Source organism: Paenibacillus azoreducens (assembly GCF_021654775.1).
Taxonomy (GTDB): Bacteria; Bacillota; Bacilli; order Paenibacillales; family Paenibacillaceae; genus Paenibacillus_AQ; species Paenibacillus_AQ azoreducens.
Genome location: NZ_AP025343.1, coordinates 6290335 through 6306118, shown reverse-complemented (window position 1 = coordinate 6306118; position 15784 = coordinate 6290335). Strand labels below are relative to the sequence as shown.

The window sequence follows — 15784 nt, the reverse complement described above, 5'->3', positions numbered from 1 at the left end:
AACACGCATGATCCATGCGTGTTTTGTTTAAGCTGGCGGAACTTTACCGAACAGGCCGGTCGAACCGAAGGTAATCATTGTCGGTTTCGATCACGTACAATCGGCTGCTGCAGCAGGGGAAAACGACGAGTTTTTTAAGGCCTCCATTAATCGCTTCAAGTTCGCTGGGCTTCAAGTTCAACCTGATATGCGCGGCGCCGCAAAAGGGGCATTCATGCACGTAAATATCGCCCATCTGCTTATCGTAAGGCCAGGTATTGGCAAAAGGGATCATTGCCCGTCCTTCTTTTCCGATTGTTCTTTCGCTGTTTCTTCTTTACCAAGTTCGGCGATTTTTTGCAGCAAAATATGCTGCGGCATATGCATGAGATGTTCGAGCGGAACGCCCAGCTTTTCCGAAAGCTTGACGGCGGTTTCCGGTGATATTTGCAGTGGTCTCATGGCAAGCATCCCTCCAATGGATCTATTCATGTCCCGTTAAGGGACTTGATTGATGAATTTGCACCCTATAGTTATATACCTTATCATGAAAACCAATCAAATAAAATCCTAAGCAAAGGAATGGTGGCCTGAATGAATAACAATTTGAAATTAACTTGGGATCTCGAATCCATTTTCCCTGGCGGATCTTCTTCATCCGAATTCCAAACTTTTTTGGAAACGCTTGAAAAAGACCTCCTCCAACTGAAAGCGGATATTAATGCCGCGGCCGCACCCAAAAACTTGGATGAAACCAAGAGCTTCGACGTCATCATCTCCATGATGGAAAGCTGCATCTCCCGCATCTCCGAGGGCTCCGGGTTCGTCAGCTGCCTGCAAGCCCAAAATCAAAGCGACACCAAAGCGGTCCAGCTTTCCGGACGGATTACGAACCTGCATGCGCTATTTAGTACAATTACCACGCAATTTGATGATATTTTGGGCCGGACGGACGATGATACTTGGAAAGCCTGGATGGAACGCGAAGAGCTGCGCCCGATTTCTTTTGTGATGAACGAAAGCCGCGACCATGCCCGGGAAAAGCTTAGCCCAGAGCTCGAAAGCCTTGCCCTTGATTTGGCTGTAGACGGATACCATGGATGGGGCGATCATTACGATACGATTGTCAGCCAGGTGAAAATTCCGTTTGAAAAGGATGGCGAAACGGTGCAGCTGTCCGCAGGGCAGGCACATAACAAGCTGCATGATGCAGATAAAAAGGTCCGCGACGACATGTTTGCCAAGTGGAAGGAAGCCTGGGCGGACAAAGCCGATTACTGCAGTGATACTTTAAATCATCTCGGAGGCTTCAGATTAAAATTATATGAACGCCGGGGATGGAATGACGTTTTGAAGGAACCGCTTTCCATCTGCCGCATGTCAAAGCAAACGCTTGACGCCATGTGGGGCGTTATTCAAGACAATAAAGAGATGCTCCTCAAATATATGGAGCGCAAAGCCAAACTGCTTGGCGTAGACCGGCTCAACTGGGTTGACGTGGATGCGCCGCTTGGCAAGTCATCTTCGAAGGTCTCTTATCAAGAGGCTGCCGAGACGATCGTGGAGCAGTTCCGTAAGTTCAGTCCCCAAATGGCCGACTTTGCCGAAATGGCGTTTGATAAATCATGGATTGAAGCGGAAGACCGCTCGGGCAAACGTCCAGGCGGTTTCTGTACCTCGCTTTCGGTTAGCAAGGCAACCCGTATTTTCATGACCTTTAGCGGCACGCCTTCCAACGTATCAACGCTTGCGCATGAACTGGGACATGGATACCATCAGCATGTAATGAATGATTTGCCTGTGTTCAACCAAAATTATGCGATGAACGTGGCCGAGACGGCATCCACCCTTGCCGAAATGATCGTTGCCGATGCCATGGTGAAGAAGGCGACGAATGAAGAAGAGAAACTGGCCCTTCTTGAAGACAAAATTCAGCGCAGCGTAGCTTTCTACATGAATATTCATGCACGCTTCCTGTTTGAAACACGCTTCTACGAAAAACGCAAAAAGGGGCTTCTGACCGCGGAGGAGCTCAATGAATTGATGGAGGAAGCACAGAAAGAAGCATACTGCAATGCTTTGTCCGAATATGAGCCGACGTTCTGGTGTTCGAAGCTGCACTTCTATATCACGGGCGTACCATTCTACAACTTCCCGTACACCTTCGGTTACATGTTCAGCACCGGCATCTACGCGCAAGCGCTCAAAGAAGGCGGAAGCTTTGCGGAGAAATACGATGCTTTGCTACAGGATACAGGAGCCATGACGGTTGAAGAACTCGCTAAGAAACATCTGAATGCCGATTTGACAGGACGTGACTTCTGGCAAAGCGCCTCCGACCTGTTGAAACAGGATGTGGAAGACTTCCTAAGCATGACGGAGAATTTGGCGTAAGCTTTGCGGCTGGCACCATTCATCATATTTCTTAAAGCCTAAGAAGCAGGAAGGCCCGTTTACCGGCGGTGCTTTCCTGCTTTTGTAGATTTATAGAATCGATAAGATAAGTTCGTTTTTTGTCATAAAAAAGAGAAAAACATCGGAAAATTGACGAAAAATAAATCGAAAAAGCGAAAATAATAGTAATAATTACCCAATTATGTTTTAAATTGTTGTACCTTCTGGCACCCTGTCTTATAATGAGTCATAAGCCCTATAAAATTTGACGAATGTTGAAGATAGGAGGAAAAAGATGATCAAAACCGAGCAATTATCGCTGGCTAGACAGCTTGATTTGGTCTTCAAAGAGCTCGAAGAAGAGCTTGCAGGACTATCATCAGGAACGGTATTTGTGCAAATACGCAATAATGTGATTGGGAAATTTGGGATTCGTCACAATCCGCTGGTGGGGCGCAACGGGGAATTTCGTTCCGAAGATCTCGGCTTGACACCGGTGCAGCTCTCTTCATTCCGTTTAATGGCATTGGAGAGTTTGAAATATAAGCGCCACTGGACGCATGGGGAGATTAGTTATGAATTTGCAGTACGACAGGGCGCGATTATTGTCGATGCCGTTCTGGAATCCAATTATAATATGGCTAATTTGATGATTCGCTACCCAAGACATACATATTCTGATTCAATGACCGAAATTTTTTGAACTCATTGCATGATTTCTTACTATTTATAGCCGAAAATAATATTACCTGTTTCATCGAGGCAAAAAAAGGCAACCTTTAAGTAAAGGCTGCCTTTTTCCGCGGTTTTTGCCCGCATGATCAACGGGTATGGCTCCCGCCTAGCCGCTGACCGACATGATATCACATTATACAAATGCAAAAAGCAGATTATTGACGACCGGAAAGCTGCTGTTCTGCCATTTGTACCAGACGTTTTGTGATGTAACCTCCCAAAGAACCAGTCTCGCGGGAAGTCATGTTGCCGTAGTATCCGTCTTGAGGGATTTGAACGCCAAGCTCTTGAGCAGCTTCATACTTCATTTGTTGAAGAGCTGCGTTAGCTTGAGGCACCACCAGGTTGTTAGAACGGTTGCGTCCTTGGTTTTGTTGTTGTCCTGCTTGACCCATGTTTGTCACCTCCTTTGAACTTTATGGAGTTATTATGGTTATTAAGATTTGAAAACATACAGCAAAAGAGAACAAAAGCGGATGGAAATTATTAGCGCATAAAAAAAAGAAGGCTTATTCGACAAATGACGAAAAGCCTTCTTGGTGATGAACAGCAGGTTAAGATTCATCAGGATAAATCATATCCACATGCAGATCCATGTCGATGTATTGACCGGGTTCAAGCCGAATGAGGCCTGTGACTTCGGGACCCGCTTGCAGATTCGGAGCATTGGGCAGCCAAGTATAAGGCTCAATGCATAAAAATTCATTAGCTTCGCCCTTGGTGTACAGCACCCAAAGCTTATAAAATTCAGGATCTGCGGAATATTTGAGTCCGTAACCGTCCTTGCGCAGCAGCAGGGCTTCGACTGGCTGATCTTTTCCAATCCGGAGCAATGTGTCGAAATTGGTCCCCTGCAAGTTGAGTCCTTGATTGAGCTGTTCCAAAGGGCCGAGCGGCAGCACTTCGCCTGTAGTTATCAAGTCCTGATCAAGAGCATAAACGGCGTCTACCGGCAATTGAAGGGTCCAATCGCCAGGTTGTCCGTCGAGCAGGAACCATGTATGAAAACCAATACCGAAAGGGACGGGCAAATTTCCCAGATGGGTAACTTTTAAATGTTGGGTCAATCGGGAACCCTGAAGACGTAAAGTCATTTCAAGCTTAAGCGGAGCCGGGAACTGTTCCATCCATCGTGGATCGTCCGCGGTCAGAAATTCCGTCGTTACGGCGCATCCGTCTTCGTCTTCCTCGATGTCGCTGACTCTCCAAGGCTGTGTACGGTGCAGGCCGTGGATATGATTGTCGCCAGCGGTATTGCGGTCGAACTGGTACTCACGGCCTTCATATTCAAAATGGCCTCCGCGAATTCTGCCCGGCGGAATGAGCATCGGCATACCGAAATGATAGGGCTTTTGCATGTAAAATGCCAACTCATTTTCATCGGGTCTTCGGACGACTTGTCTGTTCTGAATGTTGTCCCAAATGGAGATCACATTGTTCCCAAGCCACGGCAGCAGTGTAACTTCAAGCTCACGACTATGAAGGATGTAAGTGTCGTAACCATTCCATTGCCCTTTGGTCACTTGATTCATATCGATGCTCCTTTTTCCACTTTAATTCAGATCGTTTAGGGTTATTAAGGCGCGATCAAAAAATAATAGACCCTTCGATTTGCCGAAAGCAGCGTAATGACGGACATTTTTCGTGCAAATCCGATTCACTATTTTTTTGATCGCGCCAGCTTAAACATATCATAACAGATTTTGCGGCGATTCGTAAAAAAAGGCGATAACCTGCAGGAAAGAAGTCCTGCTTCAATCGTAAATGCCAATAATCCCATTTTAAAAAAAAGGGGTTTGACAATTTGACAAGTTGAGCTATATCATAGGCATTGCATATAGGTTTTCAATGAGTATGAGTAACACGATGACAGGGACAAGTAAGCAAAGGCGGCATAACCTTCAGAAAGCCGGTGGTTGATGCGAACCGGTGGAGCCGATTTTGCCGAATGGACCCTTGAGTGCCGAGTTGAAGGGAAGCGGCTTTTTTCCTGCGTAGACCGGCCGGATCATTCCACGTTAAGGAATGTATAAGGCTGCATCGATTGTTTTTTTGGTCTGCAGTGAAAAAGGGTGGCACCACGGTCTCACGTCCCTTACGGACGATGAGGCCTTTTTGTTTTTTTTAAAGCAAATTACAATTTGGAGGGATATTCATGAAAAAGGTACTTTCCGGCATCCAGCCAAGCGGCAAGCTGACACTGGGCAATTATATCGGGGCTATGAAAAATTTTGTGAAGCTGCAAAATGATTACGCCTGCAACTTTATGGTCGTGGACTTGCACGCCATCACGGTAGCGCAGGAACCGGCGGCGCTTAGAGAGCAGTCGGAGGCGGTTGCCGCACTGTTCGTCGCTGCAGGCATCGATCCTGACAAGTCAAATGTGTACATGCAGTCCCATGTGCCTCCTCATTCCGAGCTTGGATGGATCTTGACGACGCTCACTTCAATGGGCGAACTGGAACGTATGACTCAGTTTAAAGATAAAACTGCAGGAAAAGAGTCGGTCGGGGCCGGTTTGTTCGTATACCCTTCCCTGATGGCTGCGGACATTCTGGTGTATAATGCGGATCTCGTTCCTGTCGGCGAAGACCAGAAACAGCATCTCGAACTAACACGCGATTTAGCCGGACGTTTCAATCATCGCTTCGGCGAATATTTCACAATTCCGGAACCTTACATCCCTGAAGTGGGCGCACGGATCATGTCTTTGGATGACGCATCGAAAAAAATGAGTAAAAGCAATCCGAATCCGGGCAGTTACATCGCTTTGCTCGATACGCCGGATGAAATCCGCAAGAAAATCAGCCGTGCGACGACGGATTCCGGCAAAGAGGTACGCTATGACCCTGCTGAAAAGCCGGAAGTCAGCAACTTGATGAGCATTTATGCCGAATGTTCCGGCATGTCGCTCGAACAGATTCGGGATCACTTTGAAGGCCAAATGTATGGAAACTTCAAAAAACAGTTGGCCGAAGTCGTTGTTTCGGTGCTTGAACCGCTGCAAAATAGATATCATGAGATCCGGAATTCCGGTCAGCTGCACGATATTCTTGCAAAAGGCGCAGCTAACGCCATGGAAACCGCATCGCGCACACTTACGGATGTGAAGGAACGGATGGGTTTCCTGCTCCCGAAAAAATAAAAGATATCAAGATTGGTTGGCACGGTTTTTCTTGGCTTTGATCACGAACCCCCAGCCGATATTGCATATTGCCAGGATACCAAGGAGAAGCGCGATCCAGCCGTTATAGCTGATGAAGATGGCGGAAGCTCCCAGCATAAAAATGGACGAGCATGAAAACCAAAGGGATAATCCTTTGCTCATTGTCAAAAACCTCCAGACAAAATATGATTTCTTTTCTGTATAACTCTTAGTGTGCGAGCCATACTAAGTTTGCAAGCTTATATTAACATCACGCAGAATTGAAGGGAGAATCTTAACATGGCTCAATCTCGTTCAAACAACCTGGTTGTACCGCAAGCAAGAACAGCTTTGCAGCAAATGAAACTGGAAGCTGCTCAAGAACTGGGTGTGCAAATTCCTCAGGACGGATATTACGGCAACATGACTTCCCGCGAAACAGGTTCTCTTGGAGGATACATTACCAAACGTCTTGTCCAAATGGCTGAACAGTCTCTGCAAGGACATCAATAAAATCCAATAAATTTAACAGCCCGATGCGCATTTCCCTGCGTCTCGGGCTTTTTGCATCCTCAAGACATCTCTAGGGTGATTCTCTCTTACTGAAGGGTTTTCGTCAAGTTGGAAATCAAGATGAAAAAACCACAAAGTGGAATCTATACTTCGATGCTTATTCCAAATACTTTCCTGGGACCCAACAGACTTGTACTATAAGCTTAAAAAAAAGCTGCTTCCCAAGGGGAAACAGCTGGTTTATTTTAATCCTTATTAATATGAAGAGTTTTTTGCCCGATGATTGACTCAGCCCGAATTGATGGACAGTCTTTTAGCTGTTTTCTTGGCGCTCAGCCACCCAACATATGTGTTGATCGGCTGAAACTGCTTATCCATAACCAGCACGGCTACGAATGGATACTGCTTGCGGTGACGGTAACGGACATCGGCCCAGCGCACGATATAACCCCAAGGCAGATGTTCAACCTCTGCAACGGCAAAGGAAGTGAAATAGAGGAAAGCCTGCACATCCGGATGCTGTTTGGAGTGTTCGACGGCTGGGTGCTGCTCGGTGCGGGCATGTTTGCGCCAATCCAGTCCATCCCCGTTCATAACGCCGATTTGATAACTTCCGTCCGCAAGCGCTTTGACGACATGCCATTTATGAAAGGATACGGTTGGAATGACATAGTAGCGGTCCCCATCTTGACGGGTGGTATCGCGGCGTTTGACTTCGGCTGTTGTAAGCGCATGAACCACGGTACGCCAGACGTAATACAACGCCGTTAAAATATAGAGCCCGGTAAAAAGCGGTGCCGGATGAACGGCTCCGGTACTCCACAGCAGGATGGCTGCTGCGTGGGTGGTAAACATAAACGGGTCGAAGATATGAATGATATTCCAGGATATCCAACGTTCCGAAAATGGGCGCATGGCTTGGGTTCCATACGTATTGAACAAGTCGCTGAACACATGAACGCATACGGCGACTCCCGTCCAGAGGATGATGTGTCCCGCAGGCACCGTTCTGAAAACGAGCGACAGAATGCCGCTGATGAGCGCGGTCCAAATCACGAGAAAAGGAAGCGAGTGAGTGATGCCCCGGTGATTCTTCACATACAGGGCGTTGCTCTTTAAGCGTAAGAGCCCGTCAAAATCAGGGGCTTGAGAACCGATGACCGTACCCAGAAGTACGGCGGTGGCGAGTGCAGGACTTGCGGCTACCGCCGGATCGACGTAGGCGAGACCGGCCAGGCTGAGTCCCATCACAAAATGTGTGGCTGTATCCATTACCATGTCTCCTTCGTGTTGTTCTTATTTGTATTGTAACAAATCCGGAAATGCAATTCCTGTTTTCGCAGGGTCATCCACCGTGAACATTTTGTAAAACCTGCTGCAGATTCCTTCATACATAGTTACTGCCCACTTTTGGATGAATATATAAGGGGAAGACCATACTAAATCGCGTCACCAAATTGTCAAAATGGTGAATGATTTCGTTGAGGATTGTCAAACACTTTTACCTTTTGATATGATAAACTTTATAGCGGAGGCAGCGATTCCTCCACAGAACAGAATAAGGAGGATTCTTAAAGGCGTGGACAATCATTTAAGTTACCAGGCTCCTTCGGATTCCGCGACGCTTTCCATCAAACAAACGCCGCCTAATTCATCGGCGACATGGAAAGATTTTATAGCACTAACAAAACCCGGGATTATCCGCTCGAATTTAATAGCAGTTTTTGCAGGTTATTGGGTCGCTTCCCAGTGGGATATCCAATTTGGAAAAATGATTCTGACTTTGCTCGGAACTGTATTGGTTATGGCTTCTGCCTGCGTATATAACAATTATTTTGATCGTGAACTCGATATGAAAATGGAACGCACACGCAACCGCACGCTTCCATCCGGCCGTCTCAAACCTTCGGTTGTACTCTGGTACGCCTTTGCTCTCGGTGCATTGGGCCTTGCGGATCTGTTCATTTTCTCAGGAGTGTTGGCAGGCATTTGCGGATTGGTGGGAATGTTCGTATATGCGATCGTTTATACCATGTGGCTGAAGCGCACCTCAACCTGGAGTACATCGATTGGAGCCATTTCGGGAGCAATGCCTCCAGTTATCGGATACGTTGCCGTGACGCAAAGGATTGACCTTGGAGCGGTTCTGCTATTCGCATTGTTGTTTTTGTGGCAGCCCCCGCATTTCTGGGCTCTGGGCATCCGGCGCGTGGAAGAGTATAGAGCGGCAGGATATCCGCTTTTACCGGTCGTCAAGGGAATCAAGCGTACGAAAATTCAGATTATTCCTTATCTGTTGCTGCTTGTTCCGATTCCAGCCCTGATGTATGCATTTGGCTATACAGGCATCTATTTCATGATCATTGGAACACTGTTGTCCCTTACTTGGCTGTACCTCGGCATTAAAGGGCTGACGGCCAAAGATGATGACGCATGGGCGAAGAAGTTGTTTCTATTTTCGATTAATTATCTGACCCTGAGTCTGATCGTGATGATTCTGAATACGACACACTAACAATATATCATTGACAAATCCCATGGATGCATGGGATTTTTTCTGAAATCAGGCGGGCGAGTGCTTAGGGAGTTTATGCCTGCGTACGATAGCTGAGGACTTGAAGCCTCCAGAACGGCAAGTAACAAGGTGAGAGGGAGAGTTTGGGGAACATGTTGAAACGTTATAAATGGACATGGATTTTGCTGGCTTTAATCGTAGTAATGGCGGGATTTCTGATTTATACAGGTACCGGGATCGGTAAATCCAAGTTTCCGGTTTTGGGACAGGTTGAGGATTTTTCCTTGGAAAATGTCGATGGCAAAACGGTAACGCGTGATGATACGAAAGGTAAAGTAAGGTTGTTTTACTTTTTTTACACCAGTTGTCCGGATGTATGTCCTGTCACGACCTTCCTGCTCTCTCAAACACAAAAACAGCTGATCAAAGACGGCACATTCGCCAAAGACGCGGAATTTGTCTCCATTTCCTTCGATCCGAAGGTGGATACCCGGGAAAAAATCAAGGAATTCGGGGACAAGTTTTACGTGGACTATAATGGATGGTATTTTCTAAGAGGCGATGACAAAAAGATCCGGGAAGTTGCCGAGAAGTCGTTCAAGATCGGCATCATGGGGGATAACAAGGATAATTTTGCCCACTCCAACGTGATCGCCTTGGTGGACCGGGACAATCAGGTGCGCAAGCTTTACAATGCCAACGATACCGATAATGTCACCGCAGAATCACTTGCCAAGGATGTAGAAGAACTGGTTAAACAATAAGCCAACGGACATAGAGAAGCGCCGCCTGATTTGCCGCTAGGGTAGAAATCGGGGCGCTTTTTTTGTTTTCGACACAAGCAAACTTCAATCGGTTGGAACAAAATACGGCGGATCGGGATAAATGATGTATTCCTCAAGCCCGGCTTTTTCCAGTTGGGCCACAAGATATTCGTCTGGAGTTCCTTCCACTCCGGGATAACCGCGCCGGGTATAGATATGTCCTGCATCGGGAAAGGCGTCGCGTAGAATGCCGCGGATTTTTTTGCCTGAGCTGTCGTTATCCATAAACAAATAGACTTCTTCGTCTTTAATTTCTTTGCGCAGTGCTTCCAGTCTGGCGGAATTCAGAGTTCCGAACGTGCATAAAATCCGGATGTCCTCCTGAAGCAAGCGCCGCAGTTTGCTGCGGTCATTTTTGCCTTCTACGATAATGTAAATGGCCATAAGTCCTCACCTCGGGTTAGGAGTAGAAACACTCCAATCGAAATTCCCCGGGAAATGTTGAAAAAAATACATTTGGCCCGGTTTCCCTTAGTGTAGCGCTTTTTAGGCCATGCATGCAAAAAAACAAGACGATCCCCTGAGTTTAGGAAGATCGCCTTTTTAGGGTCTAATCAGACTAACACCAGAAGGCGCGTAGAATAATGACCAACAAGATAAAGAGCACCAAAACAATTCCGACATTGCTTCCTATGCATGGTGAAACGATTGGAGCTTTTGCTACAGGAGCAGTAGCAACCGGCGCTACGGGAGCGCAGCCGCAGTGACCCAAATGACTCATGCTTCTCACCCCGCTCTCTTTGTTGTCGCATGACACAATGTATCCTATGTAGGTAAAGAGCATTAGTTTTGTGCAAAAGCCTATCCGGGCGGATTTGGGTATCAACCTATGCGAGAGATCAAGCAGCAGGCGTCAGGGTTAAGATGCAGGCAAGCACAAGCTTCGGGGTAATCCCGCATCTTTATAGAAAAATGACAGGTAAACGCAGTCTGCCTACTTTGAAAGCGTTGTTCTTATTTGTTGAAGAAGGGAAGCAGAAAGGAAATCATTGCGGCCTGGAGAAGCGTTAAATGGCGTTAAAAAGATGCGGTAAGAAGTAAAGGCGATGAAGATGCGGAAAGACAGTAAAAGACACTACAAGAAGCTAAAAGTTGCGATGCGAAAAGATAGTAAATGCGTTAAAAGACACTAAAAGGCGCTCAAAGACGTGAGAAGAAGTGGAGAGACGCTAGAAAGAGGTAAAGGACAATAAAAGAAGTGGAGAGACGCTAGAAGGAGGTAAAGGACGCTAAAAGAGGAAAGACGCTAGAAGGTGGTAAAAGACAACAAAAGACATGGAGAGACGCTAGAAGGTGGTAAAAGACGCTAAAAGAGGAAAGATGATAGAAGGTGGTAAAAGACAACAAAAGAAGTGGAGAGACGCTAGAAGGAGGTAAAAGACGCTAAAAGAGGAAAGACGCTAGAAGAAGGTAAAAGACAATAAAAGAAGTGGAAGGACAGCAGAAGGTGGTAATAGACAACAAAAGACATGGAGAGATGCTAGAAGGAGGTAAAAGACAACAATAGAAGCGGAGAGACGCTAGAAGGTGGCAAAGGACGCTAAAAGATGTGGAGAGACTTAAGAAGGCTAAAAGACGGCGAGTTCTTGAGAAGGCTGACTCAAGGCACCGTGGCGTTTCTACGATCTTGGGTATCCAGCTGCCGGATACTTCGATCGATTGTACCCCGAAAGGGAAGTAATGATTTAAACGATGGTACGTTAACTTGATCTAGCATATTACCGGGAGCGATCAATGGCTGCATAGAAATCCAGATTATCGATCCACTGCCAGAATGGGTCCCACATGTACATTAGGATCGTATGAATGGAGCGCACACAAAGTCTAACGGACACAGCGGCCGCTATTGAGGTCAATTTCGAGCATTTTGATTTCTAACGGACACAGATGCAGCTATTTGATAAAGAAGGGCACTTTCACCTATGTTTTGGTGCAATTAAGCGCTGTGGCGTCCGTTAGAATTTCAAAACTGCTGTTTTTATCGGATTAGCGTCCGTGGTGTCCGTTAAAATATCTTGAGGCTGGGTAGATTGCACAAAGGGCGAAAATTGTAACGTTATGCCAAATGCCTCGTAGGTACCAAGATTCCATTTCACTGCCACAACGCAGTCTGAGCCCCTTCTATAGATGGGTTCAATTATTTACTAAAAGAATGAAGGTTTCTTCTGAGTTAAGCAAGTATAACCGCTAAGCTCCTCACATCCATATATCGCAAGGAAAACGACCCCTAAACGCGCTCTGTCTTCTAAGATAATACATCGATAATGTTTTCTTTATGTAGGCGATAACAGTGATCCCGGTTTGCGGCTTGTTGGGAGCATCATCAGTCCAATCATCAATAAGATAAAGGCAATAAAATATGGCGATATGAAGGTTCGCAGCTGCCCGGCAGCGATCGGACCGATAAAAGAACCGATGGACATGGCAATGGACTGGAGCGAGAACACTCTGCCAAGCTTGTTGCCGCCGCTTAATTGAATGAACAGCGAGGCCATCGCCGGGAAAATGATTCCTTTGGCAGTCCCGAGAATAAACAGGGCCACTGTCAGCGGAATCGATTGAATGGCTGCGAGGCAATAAAAGCAAACCGCAAGCAGCAATAGGCCGCCGAGAACTCTTTTAAAAGGGGAGTAGCGGTTGACGAAAAGCATGCTCAGCGTCACCAATGCACCGATGCTCATAATGGAAAAAAGGATGCCGGTTGACATGATGCCATCCATGCCGACGGAACGCAAAGGAAGCTCGAAGAATAAAATTCCTTGAGAGCATGACATGACAAAAGGCAATATATAGATTCGCCAAGGCACCGGGAATGCTGGCACAGCTTGTGCAGTCTCCCCGTCGGGATGAGCGGCTGAATGCGCCGTTTGGTGAAGCGTTCGGGGTATGCTGAAGACAGCCATGACACCCGTGGCAATCAATAACCAGCCCAGGCTTTGGAAGGTCGCCGAATAGCCGGCTTTGGCAACGATAAATGCCCCTGCAGCTGGCGATACGACCGAAGCAAGCGTATGGACAACGCCATGACCGGACATTAATTTGCCTTGAGTCACTTTGTCGGAGGATAGTGAGGCCAGCAGCGCCAGACAGGCGGGGGAAAGGAAAGCCAGAACAAAACCGCTAATGGACCGAAGCAGAAGCAGCTGCCAAGGGTAATGAATCTGAGATTGAAGCAGCAGCACGATTCCGGCCGAAACGAGGCTGAAGATGATATAACGGCGGCTGCCGTGTTTGTCGATCACGGTTCCTGCGATTAAGTTTCCTGGCAGATGCGTAAGGGCGTAAATGCCCATCATCCAGCCGATAAAAACAGGCGCTGCCCCGAGAGACACGGCAAACGGAGTTAAAATGGGATACTGGGCATGGAGATCAAAAAAAGCGAGAAACAAAAACATATACAGCCAAATCGCGGTTTTCACCTGAGCAGCTCCTTTCCATACATCACATACGTGTGGGTCGGAATGAACACGGGGGAGGATAGATTGTCCGCGTTTAATTGACCGTGAATCGAATCTCTCTGAATAGATTGTCCCTGTTTACACTGACCGTGGATCCAATATCTCTAGATTGTTTGTTTACGCTGACCGTGGATCCAATCCCTCTGGATAGATTCCTCCCGTATATTCTCCTTTGGTTCATTCACTCTACTTGTACGCTTGTACGCTCCGGATTAGACCCCTATTTTCAATATCGATAAAGTCTTGAAGAGAAGGGGAAACCGCCTAAAAATAGCGAAAGCTGACAGGGTGTAATAGAATCATGTATAATAAGAACGTCTTTTCAACGGACGATCATGGAAAGGCAGTCCGCTTGCCGAAGAAAATCTACCTTTGCATCGCGGTCGCTCATCCTTGAATTGCCTCGATTGGTTTTCTTATCAAAAGCAGACTTTTTGAGTTATTTTTAACACAGGCTTTGGTCCGTAGGGTCTGATTCAAGTATTGGCTGATGGGAGTGGAGATGGAAATGAATACGCAAGTATGGTCCGATTTTTTACAGCAAAACTGGTTAATCATCGTTATTGCTCTCATTGTGCTGTTCGTGGTCCTTGGTCTGGTCAAAACGATGGTGAAATGGGCAATCGCGATCATTATCGTCATTGCGCTGGTAGTGTACAGCGGCGTTTCGCTGGAGAAGATCAAGGATGTCGTGAATGACGTGACGACGGAAACCGTGGATACGCTAAAAAGCGAAGCGATGAACCTGATGATGAAGGAAGCAAAAGAAGCAAAATATATAGCGGATGCAGCCGGGAACTTTACGATTACAACGCCGAATTTGGAGCTTAAGGGCGAAAAGGGCAAAGACAAGGTAGATGTTTCGCTCCGCGGCGTATCGCTCGGGAAGTGGAAGATCAATGACACCGTACAGTCTTTTATCAATGAATCCAAAGCAAATGGAAATGCGGCCAAATAGTTTTTTCCCTGTGATACCATGGAGGGAGGTCGTCATATGCTGCAATCATGGATAAAAAGCGTGCAGGAGTTAAATGTGGTGTCGATTTTCCTGCTGCTGATCATCCTGGTCTCATTCCTTCAAGGCTGGAGCCGGGGAGCGTCCCGTTCGGCCGGAAGACTTCTCTCCCTGCTGAGGGAGGGAGTTTTTATTTTGGTGGCTTTGGTAATGTCGATTCCTTTCACATTATGGGTATCCCCTAAAGTGCAGGAGTGGCTCGCACAATATACGAGTACCTTTCCGAACCGTGACTTAAAAACATGGGAACAGCTTTATTATACGTTTATTTCTTCGATGGCTGATTTTCCGCTGCTGCGGTTCGCCGTGTTGTTTATCCTCAGTTATAGTATTATCCGCCTGCTGCTGCGCTGGCTAACAGTGCTGATATTCGGCGGGAAGGGAGCGTTGTTCGCGCCCGGCACTCAAAAGTCCTCATCGATTCTCAGCCGTCTGTCGGGAGCGGTTATCGGTCTGCTGATCGGCGCGGCACGCTGTATGGTTGTCGTGGCTTTGCTGTTTGTGTACGTATCGCTGTATCCGAATACCGCTTTTACCCGTTACGTGGAAGCTTCCCCGATTTATCAGGAAGGGGCGCAACGGGTACTTGAGCCTATATCAGGGCAACTGGTGAAGGAGAAACTGCCGGTATTTACGAAAGCCGTGGAAAAAGAACTCAGCGGTATCATGCAGCGCAAATATGAGGTGATCGACCATGCGATTCCGGACGACATCGATGCGGCTGCGGCTGACATTGTCAACGGCGCAAAAACCGATGAAGACAAAGCCAGACGTTTGTACGATTGGGTAGGTACCAGAGTTCAATATGACTATGGCAAGGTTGATGATTATGAGCAAAGGGGAGTTTGGCACGAACAAACGCCTCAAAACACGTTCGACACGAAAAAAGGGGTTTGTATCGATTATGCCCGCCTTTATGCCGTAATGGCCCGTTCGCAAGGGCTGCAGGTCCGGGTTGTTACCGGTCAAGGCTATAACGGGCAGGGCGGCTACGGCCCGCATGCCTGGAATGAAGTATATTTAAGCGAAAAGAAAAAGTGGATCCCGCTGGACCCTACTTGGGCCAAAAGCGGCGACTGGTTTAATCCGCCGAATTTTTCGGCCACACATATCCGGGATGGAGTTCTCTCGTAAATCGGAATAGCAAAATTGTGAAAAAAGGAGCTGTACCGTTCGCCATGATCTGGCAGGGTACAGCTCCTTTGC

General features: G+C 47.1%; 17 protein-coding genes. 9 read left to right on the top strand and 8 right to left on the bottom strand.

From position 1 onward, the window contains the following. Positions 1-43 precede the first annotated feature (43 nt). Together L6442_RS28125 and L6442_RS28120 are read right to left on the bottom strand one after the other, a co-directional pair. Entirely contained in the window at positions 44-274 is a 231-nt protein-coding gene (locus L6442_RS28125) for a hypothetical protein (RefSeq protein WP_194230685.1), read from the bottom strand. Beyond that, the gene (locus L6442_RS28120; RefSeq protein WP_212978178.1) at positions 271-441 is read right to left on the bottom strand and encodes a YycC family protein; all 171 of its coding nucleotides are present in this window, start codon (positions 439-441) and stop codon (positions 271-273) included. The genes L6442_RS28125 and L6442_RS28120 overlap by 4 nt, the downstream gene beginning before the upstream one ends. 132 nt (positions 442-573) lie before the next feature. On the opposite strand from L6442_RS28120, the gene L6442_RS28115 reads away from it, so the two are divergent. Beyond that, positions 574-2373, top strand: a complete 1800-nt coding sequence (locus tag L6442_RS28115; RefSeq protein ID WP_212978177.1) for a M3 family oligoendopeptidase — start codon at positions 574-576, stop codon at positions 2371-2373. 295 nt (positions 2374-2668) lie between these two features. After that, on the top strand, positions 2669-3076 hold the full coding sequence (locus tag L6442_RS28110; protein ID WP_194230682.1) for an O-methyltransferase: 408 nt from the start codon (positions 2669-2671) through the stop codon (positions 3074-3076). Positions 3077-3263: 187 nt separating this feature from the next. Here the strand turns inward: L6442_RS28110 and L6442_RS28105 are convergent, their stop codons facing one another. Next, the gene (locus L6442_RS28105; protein WP_194230681.1) at positions 3264-3503 is read right to left on the bottom strand and encodes an alpha/beta-type small acid-soluble spore protein; all 240 of its coding nucleotides are present in this window, start codon (positions 3501-3503) and stop codon (positions 3264-3266) included. 159 nt (positions 3504-3662) lie between these two features. Next, complete coding sequence (locus L6442_RS28100; RefSeq protein ID WP_212978176.1) at positions 3663-4640, bottom strand: aldose 1-epimerase; 978 nt, start codon at positions 4638-4640, stop codon at positions 3663-3665. Positions 4641-5263: 623 nt separating this feature from the next. Here L6442_RS28100 and trpS point away from each other — a divergent pair. Continuing rightward, on the top strand, positions 5264-6253 hold the full coding sequence (trpS, locus tag L6442_RS28095) for a tryptophan--tRNA ligase (protein ID WP_212978175.1): 990 nt from the start codon (positions 5264-5266) through the stop codon (positions 6251-6253). A 6-nt stretch (positions 6254-6259) separates the two neighbouring features. Here the strand turns inward: trpS and L6442_RS28090 are convergent, their stop codons facing one another. Further along, the gene (locus tag L6442_RS28090; RefSeq protein ID WP_212978174.1) at positions 6260-6436 is read right to left on the bottom strand and encodes a hypothetical protein; all 177 of its coding nucleotides are present in this window, start codon (positions 6434-6436) and stop codon (positions 6260-6262) included. A gap of 117 nt (positions 6437-6553) precedes the next feature. Here L6442_RS28090 and L6442_RS28085 point away from each other — a divergent pair, with 117 nt between their 5' ends. Then, positions 6554-6766, top strand: coding sequence for an alpha/beta-type small acid-soluble spore protein (locus L6442_RS28085; RefSeq protein WP_194230677.1), 213 nt, complete (start codon positions 6554-6556; stop codon positions 6764-6766). A 288-nt stretch (positions 6767-7054) separates the two neighbouring features. On the opposite strand, the gene L6442_RS28080 is transcribed toward L6442_RS28085, so the two are convergent. Beyond that, complete coding sequence (locus L6442_RS28080) at positions 7055-8038, bottom strand: metal-dependent hydrolase (RefSeq protein WP_212978173.1); 984 nt, start codon at positions 8036-8038, stop codon at positions 7055-7057. A 307-nt stretch (positions 8039-8345) separates the two neighbouring features. Here L6442_RS28080 and cyoE point away from each other — a divergent pair, with 307 nt between their 5' ends. Both cyoE and L6442_RS28070 read left to right on the top strand, forming a co-directional pair. Continuing rightward, entirely contained in the window at positions 8346-9281 is a 936-nt protein-coding gene (cyoE, locus tag L6442_RS28075; RefSeq protein WP_194230675.1) for a heme o synthase, read from the top strand. 152 nt (positions 9282-9433) lie between these two features. After that, positions 9434-10045 carry an SCO family protein gene (locus tag L6442_RS28070; RefSeq protein ID WP_194230674.1) on the top strand — a complete coding sequence of 204 codons (612 nt, stop codon included), beginning with the start codon at positions 9434-9436 and terminating at the stop codon, positions 10043-10045. A gap of 84 nt (positions 10046-10129) precedes the next feature. Here L6442_RS28070 and L6442_RS28065 read toward each other — a convergent pair whose 3' ends face one another. Beyond that, a complete protein-coding gene (locus tag L6442_RS28065) occupies positions 10130-10489 on the bottom strand; it encodes a toprim domain-containing protein (protein ID WP_194230673.1) in 360 nt (119 codons plus the stop codon). A 200-nt stretch (positions 10490-10689) separates the two neighbouring features. Here L6442_RS28065 and L6442_RS32905 point away from each other — a divergent pair, with 200 nt between their 5' ends. Beyond that, the gene (locus tag L6442_RS32905; RefSeq protein WP_265589744.1) at positions 10690-10812 is read left to right on the top strand and encodes a hypothetical protein; all 123 of its coding nucleotides are present in this window, start codon (positions 10690-10692) and stop codon (positions 10810-10812) included. Between the two features lie 1566 nt (positions 10813-12378). Here the strand turns inward: L6442_RS32905 and L6442_RS28060 are convergent. Continuing rightward, on the bottom strand, positions 12379-13524 hold the full coding sequence (locus L6442_RS28060; protein WP_212978172.1) for an MFS transporter: 1146 nt from the start codon (positions 13522-13524) through the stop codon (positions 12379-12381). A gap of 547 nt (positions 13525-14071) precedes the next feature. Between L6442_RS28060 and L6442_RS28055 the strand changes: the two genes are divergently transcribed. Together L6442_RS28055 and L6442_RS28050 are read left to right on the top strand one after the other, a co-directional pair. Beyond that, positions 14072-14521: a hypothetical protein gene (locus L6442_RS28055; RefSeq protein ID WP_194230671.1), complete on the top strand. Its 450-nt coding sequence runs from the start codon at positions 14072-14074 to the stop codon at positions 14519-14521. 36 nt (positions 14522-14557) lie between these two features. Then, positions 14558-15712, top strand: a complete 1155-nt coding sequence (locus L6442_RS28050) for a transglutaminase domain-containing protein (RefSeq protein WP_212978171.1) — start codon at positions 14558-14560, stop codon at positions 15710-15712. Positions 15713-15784: the final 72 nt, after the last annotated feature.

Coding starts and splice junctions, on each gene's coding strand:
- L6442_RS28070 (WP_194230674.1), top strand. CDS start 9,434: ATGTTGAAACGTTATAAATGGACATGGATTTTGCTGGCTTTAATCGTA.
- L6442_RS28055 (WP_194230671.1), top strand. CDS start 14,072: ATGAATACGCAAGTATGGTCCGATTTTTTACAGCAAAACTGGTTAATC.
- L6442_RS28090 (WP_212978174.1), bottom strand. CDS start 6,436: ATGAGCAAAGGATTATCCCTTTGGTTTTCATGCTCGTCCATTTTTATG.
- L6442_RS28085 (WP_194230677.1), top strand. CDS start 6,554: ATGGCTCAATCTCGTTCAAACAACCTGGTTGTACCGCAAGCAAGAACA.
- L6442_RS28080 (WP_212978173.1), bottom strand. CDS start 8,038: ATGGATACAGCCACACATTTTGTGATGGGACTCAGCCTGGCCGGTCTC.
- L6442_RS32905 (WP_265589744.1), top strand. CDS start 10,690: ATGACCAACAAGATAAAGAGCACCAAAACAATTCCGACATTGCTTCCT.
- L6442_RS28105 (WP_194230681.1), bottom strand. CDS start 3,503: ATGGGTCAAGCAGGACAACAACAAAACCAAGGACGCAACCGTTCTAAC.
- L6442_RS28110 (WP_194230682.1), top strand. CDS start 2,669: ATGATCAAAACCGAGCAATTATCGCTGGCTAGACAGCTTGATTTGGTC.
- L6442_RS28050 (WP_212978171.1), top strand. CDS start 14,558: ATGCTGCAATCATGGATAAAAAGCGTGCAGGAGTTAAATGTGGTGTCG.
- L6442_RS28120 (WP_212978178.1), bottom strand. CDS start 441: ATGAGACCACTGCAAATATCACCGGAAACCGCCGTCAAGCTTTCGGAA.
- L6442_RS28065 (WP_194230673.1), bottom strand. CDS start 10,489: ATGGCCATTTACATTATCGTAGAAGGCAAAAATGACCGCAGCAAACTG.
- trpS (WP_212978175.1), top strand. CDS start 5,264: ATGAAAAAGGTACTTTCCGGCATCCAGCCAAGCGGCAAGCTGACACTG.
- L6442_RS28100 (WP_212978176.1), bottom strand. CDS start 4,640: ATGAATCAAGTGACCAAAGGGCAATGGAATGGTTACGACACTTACATC.
- L6442_RS28115 (WP_212978177.1), top strand. CDS start 574: ATGAATAACAATTTGAAATTAACTTGGGATCTCGAATCCATTTTCCCT.
- L6442_RS28125 (WP_194230685.1), bottom strand. CDS start 274: ATGATCCCTTTTGCCAATACCTGGCCTTACGATAAGCAGATGGGCGAT.